Genomic DNA, 14539 nt, shown 5'->3' on the forward strand with positions numbered 1-14539 from the left:
GGCGAGGTGATGGTCAAGCTCGGCCGAGCTTCGCGCTCCCCCCATCCCTACCAACGTTGTCATCCCGGAAGCCTCGCAGAGGCTGTCCGGGACCCAGTGGACTGGGCTGAAGCGGTGCGGTTTCCCTGGGTCCCGGACAGCGCTACGCGCTTCCGGGATGACAACCGTTGGGTCGCCCTACCGCAGCTGCGGTCCCTTGCTCCGGTCCAGGCTGGCCAGGGCCAGCTTCGGGGCCGCGGGATCGGGCGCGCCGCCTTGCGCCAACAGGGTGTCGATGTGCGCCCGCTGGGCCTTGAAGCGCGACAGCTCGGCGCCGGCCAGGATGGTGCCCTGGGGCACCTTGGCGCCGATCGGATTGACCCGCTGGCCGTTGAGCCAGACCTCGTAGTGCAGGTGCGGCCCGGTCGCCAGGCCGGTGGAGCCGACATAGGCCACCACCTGGCCCTGGCGCACGTGGACGCCGGGACGGATGCCCGCAGCGTAGCGCGAGATGTGTCCGTAGCCGGTGTCCCACTGGCCCGAATGGCGGATGCGCAGCCAGTTGCCGTAGCCGCTCCAGCGGCGGGCCTCCAGCACCACGCCGTCGCCGGCCGCCAGGATCGGGGTGCCTTGGCCGGCCCCGAAGTCGACGCCCTTGTGGGCGCGAGTATAGCCCAGCACCGGGTGCTTGCGCTGGCCGAAGGTCGAGGTGATGCGGGCCCCGTCGACCGGCGTGCGCAGCAGGAAGCCCTTGATGTTCTTGCCCAGTTCGTCGAAGAACTGCGGCTTGCCGTCTTCGCCGTTACGCTCGAAGGCGTAGAACTTCTGGCCCTTGACCTCGGCATATTCCAGGTCGCCCGCCTCGACCGTGCGGCCGCTCTCGGTGACCTTGCGGTCGAACACCAGGCAGAAGCGGTCGCCTTCCTTGATGTCGCGCGAGAAGTCGATCTTGTGGGCGAACAACTGGGCCGCCTGGCTGATCACCGCCGGGGTGCCGCCCACGTCGGCGACGCTCTCGTAGAACGACCCCTTCATCTCGCCGCAGGCCACCTTGGTCTCGTCGGTGACCTTTTCCTCCAGCTCGCGCAGCTTCATCGCCCCGTCGAAGGTGCGCGAGACGGTCAGGGTGGAGGACGGGCCGGTACGCATCGACAGGCCGATCAGCCGGGCCGAGCCAGCGCGTCCGTTGCGGCGCTCGGCGATGGCGGCCTCGAAGGCCATGCCGGCCTTGATGTTGACGGTGTCGATCGCGCCCTGCAGGGCGGCCACCACCTGGCGGGCGTCGTTGGGGGCGATGCCGGTGCGCAGCACGGCGTTTTCCAGGGTCTCGCCGGGACGCACCTGGACGGGGATCGATTCCGGACGCTCGAAGCCCGGCTGGGCCTCGGCGCTGGCGAAGGCGGCGTGCTGCAGGGCGGCCAGGGCGTTGGCGTCGAGCGGGGCGCGGACCACCGCCACCGGCGCGTCCGGCGCGGTCAGCTTCCATCCCAGGCCCAAGGCGACCAGGCCGGCTGCCGCGGTGAGGATCTTGGGGGCCAGACGCATGGTCGGCCGTCTCGGATCGAATTCCTGCATCAAGCCCCCGACTGGTAGCGATGCCGTGTGCGGTTGGAAGACACGGCTGGGAAGCCCCCCAGCAATCGTCGCGCCGGAAAATGACGGATGACGCCATGTTCGAGCAAGGACTATTCGGTGCTTCGGGCGATTTGTCACGGACAGGGTTAAGACCCTGTTCCCACAAAGGAAAACGCCCGCCTCCAGAGAGGCGGGCGCTCAACTTTCCAGGCTGGTCGCGCCGGCGGTTACGCCGCGTTGACCTGCTCGTTCGGGTCGCGCAGCACGTAGCCGCGGCCCCAGACAGTCTCGATGTGGTGCTTGCCCTGGGCCGAGGCCGCCAGCTTCTTGCGCAGCTTGCAGATGAAGACGTCGATGATCTTCAGCTCCGGCTCGTCCATGCCGCCGTACAGGTGGTTGAGGAACATCTCCTTGGTCAGGGTCGTGCCCTTGCGCAGGGAGAGCAGCTCCAGCATCTGGTATTCCTTGCCGGTCAGATGCACGCGGTTGCCGTTCACCTCGACCGTCTTGGCGTCGAGATTGACGATGATGTCGCCGGTCTTGATCACCGACTGGGCGTGACCCTTCGAACGACGGACCACCGCGTGGATGCGGGCGATCATCTCGTCCTTGTGGAACGGCTTGGTCATGTAGTCGTCGGCGCCGCCCGAGAAGGTCTTCACCTTCGTATCGATTTCGGCGCTGCCCGACAGGATCATGATCGGCGTGTTCACCTTCGCCACCCGCAGGGTGCGCAGAACATCCAGGCCGCTCATGTCCGGCAGATTCAGGTCCAGCAGGATGAGGTCGTAGTCATAGATCTTGCCCAGATCCACGCCCTCTTCGCCAAGATCCGTCGTGTAGACGTTGAAGCCTTCAGACTTCAGCATCAGCTCGATGGTCTGCGCGGTGGCGCTGTCATCCTCGATCAACAGTACGCGCATGCAGCCCTCCCCGCCCTTGGGCGGCATTATTCGACAGCTAGGCGGAATACCGCCGGTGAAACCCGTCCTGCACTCTGCCGGACAGTTAATTTAAGACAGGTTAATGGTGAATGATCTCGCTGGAGAAATGGTTAATCTGATTTGCGAATCGGGTGCAAGCGGTCAGCGACTCATTTGGCGCAAAGGTCGCAGGGGCCTGTGGATGGTCCGTCAAGACGATTCCTTTTGGCCCGAAAGCCCGGAAATGGGGCGCTGTAAAGGGGCCGGGCGCCGTCTTTCGTCCCTGTCGCCACGCCGCGCCGTTCACCAGTAAGGCGAGATTGCGGCGTTCTGTCGCGAGAAGTTTACAGGCTTGGCCGCGAGGTTTTCGGCGCGACCTTCCGCCGGCCTGTCGGTCGCCGCGGCGTCCGGTCGCGGCGGGTCTCACGCTGAATCTTCGGCGGCGCGCTCCGGCGACAGCCAACCGGCCTGCCGCAGCCTCGCCACCGAGGCGCGCGAGATCGGGGCGGAGAGGCCGCCGCTCAGTTCCAGGCGCAGATTCCGACCGTCGGCCACCACCCCGACCACGGCGGCGCGCGCCACCCACCAGGAGCGGTGGACCCGCATGCCCTCCTGGTTTCCCAGCCCGGCGATGACCCGCTCGAACGGTCCCGCGACCAGGCGCGAGCCGGCGAGCGTATGGACCCGCACATAATGGTCCTCCATGCGCAGGCAGATCACCTGGCCGGGCTTGGGTTCGGAGACGATTGGAAAAATTGTCGGCGCCATGGCTCTCGCGACGCTCGCCCGCGCCTTCAGCGCACGGCGGGCGACGAAGAAGGCGAGCATCGGCGTCGAGAGGAAGACGCACTGACCGTACCACTCCAGCGGCGCGATCCGGTCTCTCAAGATCGGCCATAGGGTGGTCGCCAGCCAGCTGATGAACACCGCCAGCGGAACGCAGCCGACGAACAAGGCCACGCCGATCGCCAGCCAGACCGGAACCCTGAAGCGCTTGGCGCCCGCCGCCGCCAGCCGGTGCAGCACGCCGAAGATCACGGTCCCCACGCAGAAGCAGACGATGAAGTGGAAGATGCGCGGCCCGACCGGCCCGTTCAGATAGCTGCCATAGGGTCCGAGCACGCCGATGAACAGGCCAATGGCGGCCGCGACAGCCAAGTCGATGACCCATTCGCGGGCGGTTCCCAACAGTGGCTCGGCCTTGGTGGTCATGCTTGTTCCTATAACGGCGGCTAGCCGGTTCGCGAACCCGTTCGCCCATTCGCGCAAACGCGGTTTCGCCCTCGCCGTCGCCGCCGCATTCCCCTGGCCGTGTTTCATTCGCAGAGGACGTCCATGTCGATCCGCTCCCTTCTCCTGGCGCCCGCCGCCCTGGCCCTTGGCCTGGCCTCGCCCGCCCTCGCCGCCAACGCCGGCTTCACCGTCGTGCAGATGCCCGACCCGCAGGGGCCGCCGGTCACGGTCGGGATCTGGTATCCCACCGACGCCCCGGCCGCGCCCATGATCCTGGGCCTTGGATCCCAGACCGTGGCCAAGGGCGCGCCCCTGGCCGGCGACCACCTGCCCCTGGTGGTGATGTCGCACGGCAACGGCGGGGTGTTCAGCAGCCACGCCGACACCGCCCAGGCCCTGGCCGAGGTCGGGTTCGTGGTCGCCGCCCTGACCCACAGCGGCGACAACTATCGCGACCAGAGCCGGGCCACCGACGCGGCCAACCGGCCGCGCCAGCTGTCGCTGCTGATCGACTACATGCTGACCGCCGCGCCGATGAAGGCGGCCATCGATCCCGATCGGGTCGGCGCGTTCGGCTTTTCGGCCGGCGGCTTCACGGTGCTGGTCGCGGCGGGGGCCAGACCCGACCTCAAGACGGTCGGTCCGCACTGTCAGGCCCATCCGGACTATTTCGACTGCAAACTGATGAAGGATCATCCGCCGCCGGCCGACGCGCTGCAGGCCAGCTGGATCCACGACGCCCGGATCAAGGCCGTGGTCTCCGCCGCCCCGGCCCTCGGCTACAGCCTGGACGTCAGCCAAGTCACCCTGCCCCTGCAGCTTTGGCGGGCCGAGAACGACCAGATCCTGCCCGATCCGTTCTACGCCACCGCGGTGCGGACCCGCCTGCCCAAGGCTCCTGACTATCATCTGGTCGCCAAGGCCGGGCACTTCGACTTCCTCGCCCCCTGCAATGACGAGAACAAAACCTCGGCGGCGTTCATCTGCTCCAGCGCCGCAGGGTTCGATCGGGCGGCGTTCCATCGCGATTTCGACGCCAAGGTGGTGGGATTCTTCACGGCCAATCTGGCAGCACAGCGGCCATAACAAGAAACACGTATAAGAATATTATTTATAAGGACGCAACTTATAGGCTATTGTGGTTAAGCTGTTTCGAGTTTTCGAAGGGGGCGAGCCATAATGAAAAATCTGGCGTTGGTATGTTGCCTTGTTACGTTGGGCGGTTGCACCACCATAGGCGGTCAGCCGCTCGCGTTGCCAAAGACACCCGGCGAAGCAGCAACAAGCTATGGCTATGTTCCCTTGGACCCGCTCTCGATCTCCACTTCGAAGTTGGCGGATAGCTGCATGGAACCAACGACTGAGAGAGTGCCGCTGCTGGAAGCGTTGCCTGATCTTGCGATCAGATTTGCCGTCGCGAAATTTGATGGCTCGGGCGGCTTAACCTTTGGTCCCTCGAAAACAACTGTTGCAAAGGGCTCCTACAGAGCCGTTCTCGACTACGTCAACGTGGATGCCGTGCCTGTCGATTTTCTCGTCAGAAAGTATGTAATGTGGACCTCTGATGGAAAGCACGCGAGTGCCGGCGGTGCATGGGTCCCCGTAAGCGCGCCTCTCGATGACGCCCGGATCGTCACTAACTTCGATGCTCGCCTGATCGACTCCCGAAACGAAAAATCTGCGCTTACCGACGAAGAAGCGCGGTCGTTCGAGAGAGTAACAATTCCTGTTTATGTCGGCGTTGGCCTCAGATTGTCAGCGGACGTCACTGCGCTCAAAGGCGGCATCACCTTGAGCGGCCTTGGAATCATCGGCGCTCAGGCCGAAGCGGACAATCTGACCGGCACTCTGACCGTCCAAACCTTAGGCGTAAATGGCAAGTCTATTGCCGTAGGCCTGCCGTTGCCAAACAAGCTCGACCAGACCACCATTGAATCCGGCATTCTTGCGATCGGCAGCAGTCGCGCGATGCTCTACACGGCGGGTGCCCCGGGCGAGCAAGTCACTGCGACGCCACGCGTTGTCGGCCTCTACAGCCCTATCGGTTCCGACCCGCGATTGATCAATGCTGTGTATTCCGAGTTGTCGCGAGAACGACCACAATGGCCTTGGCCTTGTCGGCTAAAAAAGTCCTGACGAGGGTCAGTTGCGGACGCGTTTTTCTGGTGCCCTGGGAGTGCGACGTTTTCACCGCTCAATCGCCCCCTAATACATCCCTAATTTCATGCCTGGTTAACGCTGTCGGCGGAGGATGAAACCTCACCTCCGAGGACCGATTTGCGTAGCCTGATCGCCGCCGTCGAACGTATCGATCCGCTGACCATCTTCGGTCGCGTCGCCGCCGTGAACGGCCTCCTGATCGAGGCTCGCGGCGGGCTGACCCGGCTCGCCGTCGGCGCCCGGGTCGAGATCGAGCGCCTGGGCCTGCCGGTGCTGCCGGCCGAGGTGGTCGGCTTCCGCGAGACCCGCGCCCTGCTGATGCCGTTCGGCCCCGTCGAGGGCGTGGCCCCCGGCGCCGTGATCAAGATCATGCCCGAAGGCGCCGTGGTCCGCCCGACCAAGGCCTGGCTGGGCCGGATCATCAACGCCTTCGGCGAGCCCATAGATGGGCTCGGGCCGCTGCCGCAGGGCGAGGTCCCTTACCCCCTGAAGACCCCCCCGCCGCCGGCCCACGCCCGCGGCCGGGTGGGCGAGCGCATCGACCTGGGCGTGCGGTCGCTGAACGTCTTCACCACCACCTGCCGCGGCCAGCGCCTGGGCATCTTCGCCGGCTCGGGCGTCGGCAAGTCCGTCCTGCTGTCGATGCTGGCCAAAGAGGCGACCTGCGACGCCGTCGTGGTCGGCCTGATCGGCGAACGCGGCCGCGAGGTCCGCGAGTTCATCGAGGAGACCCTGGGCGAGGAAGGCCTCAAGCGCGCCATCGTCGTGGTCGCCACCTCGGACGAGCCGGCCCTGACCCGCCGCCAGGCCGCCTACATGACCCTGGCGATCAGCGAGTTCCTGCGCGACCAGGACCTGGAAGTCCTCTGCCTGATGGACTCGGTGACCCGCTTCGCCATGGCCCAGCGCGAGATCGGCCTGGCCGCCGGCGAGCCGCCGACCACCAAGGGCTACACCCCCACCGTCTTCACCGAGCTGCCCAAGCTGCTCGAGCGCGCCGGCCCAGGCCCGATCCGTCCCGACGGCACCACGGCGGCCCCGATCACCGCCCTGTTCACCGTGCTGGTCGACGGCGACGACCACAACGAGCCGATCGCCGACGCCACCCGGGGCATCCTGGACGGCCACATCGTCATGGAGCGGGCCATCGCCGAACGCGGCCGCTTCCCGGCGATCAATGTCCTGAAGTCGATCAGCCGGACCATGCCGGGCTGCCAGACGCTGGAGGAGCGTGAGGTGGTCAAGGCCGCTCGCCAGACCCTGGCGGCCTATTCGAACATGGAGGAGCTGATCCGCATCGGCGCCTACCGCGCCGGGGCCGATCCGATCATCGACCGCGCCATCCGCCTGAACCCCGCCGTCGAGGCCTTTCTTAGCCAGACCCCGGACGAGGCCACCAGCCTCGACGACAGCTTCGGCTACCTCGCCCACATCCTGCAGAGCGACGCCGCCTAGATGGGAAACCTGGCATGACCAAGTGGGCCGACTCCCTGATCCGCATCTCGAACCACGAGGTCGAGACCCTGCAGAAGCGCCTGGCCGACATCGTCGAGCGCCGCCAGACCGCCGAGATGAAGGTCGCCACCCTGGACGCGGAGTCCGAGGCGGAAGCCATGCAGGCCCAGGGCGACGTCGAGGCCGGCTGGTACATGATCGGCTTCCGCCAGGGCTCGAAGATCCGCCGCGACCAGGCCTTGCTCGAGATCGACCAGATCCTGATCGAGGAGGCCGGCGCCCGCGACGCCCTGTCCCTGGCCTTCGAGAACCTCAAGAAATACGAGCACGTCGCCGAGGCCGCCAAGGTCGCCAAGGCCAAGCTGGCCGGCAAGCTGGAAACCGCCGCCCTGGACGAACTGGGCCTGCGCCGGATGGTGGTCGGTGGGCGGTAGGCGCGACAGCCTCTATTCGCCGCGTCCGGGGCTGGGGACAGGCGCATGCGCCTGTCCCCGTCCGCCGCCCCTGCCCCGTCTCGGCCGCCGCGCGGTCCTGACCGGCGCCCTGGCCCTGTCCGCCTGCGGCCCCCAGGTCGCCAAGAGCCAACCCGCCCCCCTGCCGCCGCTGAAGAGCCTGGCGCCGTTCCGGATCGGCAGCTGCGTCCAGGCCCTGCACCTGGACGACCCCGCCCTGGCCGCCCTGCTGGCCCGCGAGGTCAGCCAGCTGACGCCCGAATGGCAGATGAAGATGGAGTACATCGTCCAGCCGGACGGATCCTTCCGCTTCGACGCTCCCGACCGCATCGCCGCGTTCGCCCGCGCCCACGGCATGGGCCTGCTGGGCCACACCCTGGTCTGGTACGCCCAGGCGCCGGAGGCCTTCGCGCGGCTGGACGAGAACCGCATCGGCTTCGCCGACGCCTATCGCAACTACATCCTCGCCGTGGCCGGCCGCTATCGCGGTCAGGTGGTCGGCTGGGACGTGGTCAACGAGGCGGTGGCCGAGGACGGCGCCGGCTGGCGCGACAGCCTGTGGGCCCAGCGCCTGGGCGCCTTCGACCACATCGCCCTGGCGTTCCGCACGGCTCGCGAGGCCGAGCCGGACGCCCCGCTGCTGCTGAACGACTACAATCTCGAATACTATCCGCGCAAGCGCGCCACCTTCCTGAACCTGGCCGAACGGCTGCTGGCCTCGGGCGCGCCGCTGACCGGCCTGGGAACCCAGATGCACGTGGCGGCCGACCTCGCCCCGGGCGAGATCACCCGGATGATCCGCGAACTGGCCAGCCTGGGCCTGCCGATCCACGTGTCCGAGCTGGACGTGTCGCTGACCCGGTCGGAGAACAAGCTGCTGTCGCGCGCCGAGCTGCAGCGCCGCCAGGCGGCCGTCTATGCCGAAGCCGCCGAGGCCTTCATGGCCCTGCCCGAACGCCAGCGCTTCGCCTTCACCGTCTGGGGCCTGCGCGACCGCGATTCGTGGCTGACGGCAGAGAACGCCGCCGACGCTCCGGCCGTCTTCGACAACGCCGGTCGGCCCAAGGCCGGGGCCGAGGCCCTCGCGGCGGCGTTCCGGGGGATAGGGGCGACCTAATAAATGGTTGTCATCCCGGAAGCCTCGCAGAGGCTGTCCGGGATCCAGGGGACTGGGCAAGAGCGGTGCGGTTCACCTGGGTCCCGGCTCTCCGCTTCGCTGCGGCCGGGATGACAACTGTTGGCTCTCTTACTTGGGCTCTGGACCTAACCCGCCGCCCCGCCCGCCGGCTCGTCGTCGCCGTCCGAGCTGAGCGTCCGGGCCAGGGCCAGGATCTGCCGGCGCTGGGCCGGCGGCAGCTGCGGCACCAGAGAGGCCAGCTCCACGCCCTCCTCGGTGGCCATGAACCGGCGCACGGCCTGGGTTCGCTGGTCGCCGGCGCCGTCCGCCTCGGGCGGCATGCCCTCGAAGAACCAGGCCACCGAGGTCTGCAGAGTCACGGCCATGCCGTAAAGCTTGGACGCGCTGACGCGGTTGGTCCCGCGCTCGTACTTCTGCAGCTGCTGGAAGGTGATGCCCACGCTGTCGGCCAGTTGCGTCTGGCTCAGGCCCATGGATTTGCGGCGCATCCGGATGCGCGCGCCCACATGGATATCGACGAGGTGAGGTTCTTGATCGGCGGCCAAAATGCGTCTCCGGCTGGAGGCTCGACAGGCCTCCTGCCGCTTAGACGCCGGGGATCGACCCCGCCCTCAAGCTTTGTGACGTATTTTCGTCGACCGCGTTATTCGGTCGCAGGGGTGAGGGTTCAGGCGATCGGGCCTTGGACTTTGGTTTTCGCATCGCTCTTGCGGAAAACCGGCGTCCACTTTTCCGCGCGATGCTCTAGCCCTGAACGGGCGGCCGGGTGACGGTCGCCACCGCGTGGTCGGCGTCGCTGGCCTGGCGCAGGGCGCGCAGGTCTTCGCTGATCCGGAAGATGGCGACGTAGAACTCACAGAAGGCGCGCCACAGCAGCACCATGGCGGCGGCGACCAGCAGGCCGGCGATCAGCACCGGGAAGGCCAGCAGCAGCGACTGCAGGCCGGGCTCCTTCAGCGCCAGGCCGACGGCGGCGCCGACGACGGAGAAGGCGAACAGGGCCACCACGCCCAGGCCGGCCCAGTAGATCAGGTGAATCACCGGCCCGGTGACGAGGCGGTCGAACGTCAACAGGTCCCAGAACAGGCCATTGGAGCCACGCGCCTTGGAATTTCTGGCCGGAGCCATCCGACACCCCTCATGTCAGCGGGAGCTCCGCCGGGTACTGGCCCATCGCTAGCAGCGCGAAGCCCGCTCGGCAATGCCGAGCGGGCTCCTGGTCGTTCCGACGACGCCGGATGGTTATTGCGGCTTGGCGCCGGCCAGGGTGGCGTCGATCTGCGCCTTGGTGGCCGTGGTCTGCAGGCCGCCGGTGGCGGCGGCGCTGAAGCTGGCCTTGGGCAGGGCGAACTTCTTGTCGCCGCTGGTCACGACGACATTGGTCGAGCCGTCGGCGCCGGCCGTGGTGCCGGCGATGGTGCCGACCACCGCGCCCGAGGGGTCCTTGACCTCGGAGCCGACCTTCAGGTCCAGGGCGACATTGGCCGAGGACGGCGTGCCCGCCGCGTCGGCGTCAGCCGCCGTCGTGCCGGCCGTGCCCGCGGTGCCGGTCGCGCCGGTCGAGGCCGCCGCGCCCGTGGCCGGGCTGGCCGGCGTGGCCGGAGACGCCTGCTCGCCGGTCGACGGCGAGGCGGGCGTGGCCGGAGTGGCCGAGGTCGTGCCAGACGGGGTGGTCTGGGCCGACGGCATGGTCTGGCCGGACGGCGTCGTGGCGCCGGTGGCCGGAGTCGAGGAGGAACCCGTCGTCTGGGCGAAAGCGGCGCCGGCCAGCGAAAGAGTGGCGGCGGCGGCGAACATGGCGATCTTGGTTTTCATCAGTAGCGCTCCGTCGTGAAGGCCCCCGCCTTGCCAAACCGAACGCGACCTATCGGCAACGGTTCCGAAATAGTCGGTAACAAGGCGTGACCATTTCAGGGCGCTTCCAGGCTTTTTCCGGGCAAAGCTTGAAACGCAGGGGCCGGAGCGCCCTAGACCATTCCCACTGTGCGCAGGCGGGCGCGGGGATGGATTTCGTTCTGGCTCATCACCACGGTCTGGCCGCGGAAGCGCTCGATGATCGAGCGGACATAGGGCCGCACGCCGGGGCTGGTCAGCAGCACGGCGCTGTCGCCGGACATGGCGGCGCGGTCGAAGGCGTCGCGCACGCCGCGGATGAAGTCCTGCAAGCGCGAGGGCGCCAGGGCCAGCTGCTTGTCCTCGCCCGGCCCGACCAGGGCCTCGGCGAAGGCCTGCTCCCACTCGGCCGACAGGGTGATGATCGGCAGGGCGCCGTCGTCGCCGCGGTTGGCCCAGCACAGCTGGCGGCCGAGGCGGGCGCGGACCTGCTCGACCAGCTGGATGACCGAGGCGGTGTGCGGGGCGGCCTCGCCGATGCCTTCCAGGATCTGCGGCAGGTCGCGGATCGACACGCGCTCCTTCAGCAGGGCCTGCAGCACGCGCTGGATGGTGGTGGCGCTGACCACCGAGGGGATCAGGTCGTCGACCAGCTTCTTCTGGCCCTCGGGCAGGTCCTTCAGCAGCTTCTGCACCTCGGCGTAGGAGAGCAGGTCGGCCATGTTCTCCTTGAGGATCTCGGTCAGGTGCGTGGTCAGCACGGTGGCCGGATCGACGATGGTGTAGCCGCGGAAGGTGGCCTCCTCGCGCATGGCCTCCTCCACCCAGGTGGCGGGCAGGCCGAAGGCGGGCTCGCGCACGTGCTCGCCCGGCAGTTCCACCTGGCCGCCGCGCGGGTCCATGGCCATCAGGCAGCCCAGGCGCACCTCGCCGGCCCCGGCCTCCATCTCCTTGATGCGGATGGCGTAGCCCTGGTTGGCCAGGCGCATGTTGTCCAGGATGCGGACCGGCGGCATCACGAAGCCGAACTCGGTGGCCAGGGTCTTGCGCAGGGCGCGGATCTGGTCGGTCAGCTTGCGGCCGTCCAGGTCGTTGATCAGGGTCAGCAGGCCGTAGCCCAGCTCGATCTTGACGTCGTCGATGGCCAGGGAGGCGCTGATCGGCTCCTCTTCCGGCTCGGCCGACGCTTCGGCCAGGGCGGCCAGGGCGGCGGCGTCCAGCGGCTGCGGCTCCTTGGCCTTCTGGGCGCGACGATAGGCCAGGTAGCCCGAGCCCACCGCCAGGGCGGCGAACGGGATGATCGGCATGCCCGGAATCAGGGCGATGACCCCGGCCGAGGCCGAGACCATGCCCAGGGCGACCGGGTTCATGGCCAGCTGGGTGGTCAGGGCCTTGTTGGCGCTGCCCTCGACGCCGGCCTTGGACACCACCATGCCCGCGGCGATCGAGATGATCAGGGCCGGGATCTGGCTGACCAGGCCGTCGCCGATGGTCATCAGGGTGTAGGAGGCCGAGGCCTCGCCGATCGGCATCTTGTGCTGGACGACGCCGATCAGGATGCCGCCGACGATGTTGATGGCGGTGATGATCAGGCCGGCGACGGCGTCGCCCTTCACGAACTTTGACGCCCCGTCCATGGCCCCGAAGAAGGTCGATTCCTGCTCCAGGTCCTTGCGGCGCTGCTTGGCGGTGTCCTGGTCGATCAGGCCGGTCGACAGGTCGGCGTCGATGGCCATCTGCTTGCCGGGCATGGCGTCCAGGGTGAAGCGGGCCGCCACTTCGGCGATCCGGCCCGAACCCTTGGTGACGACCATGAAGTTCACCACCACCAGGATGATGAAGACGATCACCCCGATGACGAAGTTGCCCTGCATCATCAGGTTGCCGAAGGCGGCGATCACCGCCCCGGCCCCGTGCGAGCCTTCCTGGCCATGGCCGAGGATCAGGCGCGTGGAGGCCACGTTCAGCCCCAGGCGGTAGAGGGTGGCGACCAGCAGGACGGTCGGGAACGAGGTGAATTCCAGCGGCTTCTTGATCAGCACCGCGGTCATCAGGATCAGGACCGAGCCGGTCACCGAGATGGCCAGCAGCAGGTCCAGCAGCATCGGCGGGACCGGGATGATCAGCAGGACGATGATGCCCACGACGCCCAGGGCCAGTCCCATTTCGCCGCGCAGGATCCCTTCCCACAGCGACTTGGCGCTGGGGATCGAGGTGGCGGCCTTGGGGACGGCGGCGTCAGCCATTCAAGTCTTCGATCCTGTTGCCCAGCTTTGGCGAGTGGAGCGATTTGCGCGAAGTCGCCAGGGGTCTTAATCGAAATTAGCTATGTTGGGCGCCGGACCGATGGTCGCGGCGCCCGAACGGGGTTCACGGTCCTCAGGCGGCGGCCACCCCGCCCTGCGGCGGCGGCACCGACACGCCGGCGTCGGAATATTCCTTGAGCTTGTTGCGCAGGGTGCGGATCGAGATGCCCAGGATGTTGGCCGCGTGGGTGCGGTTGCCCAGGCAGTGCTCCAGCGTCTCGATGATCAGGTGCTGCTCGACCTCGGCCACGGTCGAGCCGACGAAGGTGCGTGACACGGCGTCGGCGGCCATCTGGGCGCCGCGGGCCACCGCCACGTCCGGGGCGGGGGACAGGGGCTGGCCGTCCGGCAGGCGGATGGCGAACTCCTCGATCTCCGCGCCTGGCGACAGCAGCACCGCGCGGTGCATGGCGTTCTCCAGCTCGCGGACGTTGCCCGGCCAGCGGTGGGCGATCAGCCGGCGCTTGGCCTCGGCCGAGATCGGCTTTTCGGCGACGCCGTTGGCGGCCGAGTACTTCTTCACGAAGTGCTCGCACAGGGTGATCACGTCGCCCGGGCGCTCGCGCAGCGGCGGCAGGCGCAGGTTCACGACGTTCAGGCGGTAGAGCAGGTCCTCGCGGAACGTGCCGTCCTTCACCGCCGCGGCCAGGTCGCGGTTGGAGGTGGCCAGGATGCGGATGTCGACCTTGACCGGCTTGGAGCCGCCGACCCGGTCGATCTCGCGCTCCTGGATGGCGCGCAGCAGCTTGGCCTGCAGACGGGCGTCCATCTCGCTGATTTCATCCAGCAGCAGGGTGCCGCCGTTGGCCTCCTCGAACTTGCCCACGCGGCGGGCCACGGCGCCGGTGAAGGCCCCCTTCTCGTGGCCGAACAGCTCGCTTTCCAGCAGGTTCTCGGGGATGGCGGCGCAGTTGACGCTGATGAACGGCGCCTTGGCCCGACGCGACTTGGCGTGGACGTAGCGCGCCATGACCTCCTTGCCCGAGCCGCTTTCGCCGGTGATCAGGATCGAGGCTTCCGACGGGGCGACCTGGTCGGCCAGGCGGATGACGCCTTCCATGGCCGGGTCGCGGACGATCATCGGGCGGTTGTCGTCGGTGACGGCGGCCAGGACCGCGGCGATCAGCTCGGCGTCCGGCGGCAGCGGGATGAATTCCTTGGCACCGGCCTTGATCGCCGCGGCGGCCCGCATCGGGTCGGCGTCGACGCCGCAGGCCACCACCGGCACCCGGATCCGCTCGGACTCGTTGGCGGCGATCAGGCCGGCGATGTCGAGCGTGTACTCGACCATCAGCAGGTCGGCCCCCTGCCCGGCCCGCAGCGCGTGGGTCGCCGCGTCCGTGGTCTCCACGTGCGAGACCTTGGCCCCGGTGTTCATCGCCATCTTCACGGCGACCGAGAGCTGTCCGTTCAGTTTTCCGACGACCAGGAGGCGCATCGTTTTCTCTCCGTTGGGGCCTTCGTGCCCCGGCAGTTCAACTGTTT

The 14539-nt window shown here is 67.9% G+C and carries 13 protein-coding genes; 5 read left to right on the top strand and 8 right to left on the bottom strand.

The genetic code is table 11. The features are described from left to right. Positions 1–177: 177 nt before the first annotated feature. The 3 genes from J2X41_RS11095 to J2X41_RS11105 all read right to left on the bottom strand — a co-directional run bounded on the left by J2X41_RS11095 (position 178) and on the right by J2X41_RS11105 (position 3689). On the bottom strand, positions 178–1554 hold the full coding sequence (locus J2X41_RS11095) for a peptidoglycan DD-metalloendopeptidase family protein (RefSeq protein WP_310081857.1): 1377 nt from the start codon (positions 1552–1554) through the stop codon (positions 178–180). Between the two features lie 227 nt (positions 1555–1781). Continuing rightward, entirely contained in the window at positions 1782–2477 is a 696-nt protein-coding gene (gene ctrA, locus J2X41_RS11100) for a response regulator transcription factor CtrA (RefSeq protein ID WP_029914069.1), read from the bottom strand. A gap of 423 nt (positions 2478–2900) precedes the next feature. After that, the gene (locus J2X41_RS11105; RefSeq protein ID WP_310081858.1) at positions 2901–3689 is read right to left on the bottom strand and encodes a LytTR family transcriptional regulator DNA-binding domain-containing protein; all 789 of its coding nucleotides are present in this window, start codon (positions 3687–3689) and stop codon (positions 2901–2903) included. Between the two features lie 123 nt (positions 3690–3812). Here J2X41_RS11105 and J2X41_RS11110 point away from each other — a divergent pair, with 123 nt between their 5' ends. The 5 genes from J2X41_RS11110 to J2X41_RS11130 all read left to right on the top strand — a co-directional run bounded on the left by J2X41_RS11110 (position 3813) and on the right by J2X41_RS11130 (position 8894). After that, complete coding sequence (locus J2X41_RS11110; RefSeq protein WP_310081859.1) at positions 3813–4796, top strand: prolyl oligopeptidase family serine peptidase; 984 nt, start codon at positions 3813–3815, stop codon at positions 4794–4796. Positions 4797–4889: 93 nt separating this feature from the next. After that, positions 4890–5846 carry a hypothetical protein gene (locus J2X41_RS11115; RefSeq protein WP_310081860.1) on the top strand — a complete coding sequence of 319 codons (957 nt, stop codon included), beginning with the start codon at positions 4890–4892 and terminating at the stop codon, positions 5844–5846. A 141-nt stretch (positions 5847–5987) separates the two neighbouring features. After that, positions 5988–7325, top strand: a complete 1338-nt coding sequence (fliI, locus tag J2X41_RS11120; protein WP_310081862.1) for a flagellar protein export ATPase FliI — start codon at positions 5988–5990, stop codon at positions 7323–7325. Positions 7326–7339: 14 nt separating this feature from the next. Further along, positions 7340–7759 (top strand): flagellar export protein FliJ, encoded by a 420-nt coding sequence (locus J2X41_RS11125; RefSeq protein WP_310081863.1) that lies wholly within the window; start codon positions 7340–7342, stop codon positions 7757–7759. Beyond that, positions 7749–8894, top strand: coding sequence for an endo-1,4-beta-xylanase (locus J2X41_RS11130; RefSeq protein WP_310081864.1), 1146 nt, complete (start codon positions 7749–7751; stop codon positions 8892–8894). Before J2X41_RS11125 ends, J2X41_RS11130 begins: the two co-directional genes overlap by 11 nt. Positions 8895–9040: 146 nt before the next feature. On the opposite strand, the gene J2X41_RS11135 is transcribed toward J2X41_RS11130, so the two are convergent. The 5 genes from J2X41_RS11135 to J2X41_RS11155 all read right to left on the bottom strand — a co-directional run bounded on the left by J2X41_RS11135 (position 9041) and on the right by J2X41_RS11155 (position 14492). After that, positions 9041–9460, bottom strand: coding sequence for a helix-turn-helix transcriptional regulator (locus tag J2X41_RS11135; protein ID WP_310081865.1), 420 nt, complete (start codon positions 9458–9460; stop codon positions 9041–9043). 199 nt (positions 9461–9659) lie between these two features. Continuing rightward, positions 9660–10043, bottom strand: coding sequence for a DUF4282 domain-containing protein (locus tag J2X41_RS11140; protein WP_310081866.1), 384 nt, complete (start codon positions 10041–10043; stop codon positions 9660–9662). Positions 10044–10157: 114 nt separating this feature from the next. Continuing rightward, a complete protein-coding gene (locus J2X41_RS11145) occupies positions 10158–10730 on the bottom strand; it encodes a hypothetical protein (protein ID WP_310081867.1) in 573 nt (190 codons plus the stop codon). A 152-nt stretch (positions 10731–10882) separates the two neighbouring features. Beyond that, positions 10883–12994: a flagellar biosynthesis protein FlhA gene (flhA, locus tag J2X41_RS11150; RefSeq protein ID WP_310081868.1), complete on the bottom strand. Its 2112-nt coding sequence runs from the start codon at positions 12992–12994 to the stop codon at positions 10883–10885. A 133-nt stretch (positions 12995–13127) separates the two neighbouring features. After that, positions 13128–14492 carry a sigma-54 dependent transcriptional regulator gene (locus J2X41_RS11155; RefSeq protein ID WP_310081871.1) on the bottom strand — a complete coding sequence of 455 codons (1365 nt, stop codon included), beginning with the start codon at positions 14490–14492 and terminating at the stop codon, positions 13128–13130. Positions 14493–14539: the final 47 nt, after the last annotated feature.

The organism is Caulobacter sp. BE254 (assembly GCF_031457295.1).
In the GTDB taxonomy this organism is placed as follows: Bacteria; Pseudomonadota; Alphaproteobacteria; order Caulobacterales; family Caulobacteraceae; genus Caulobacter.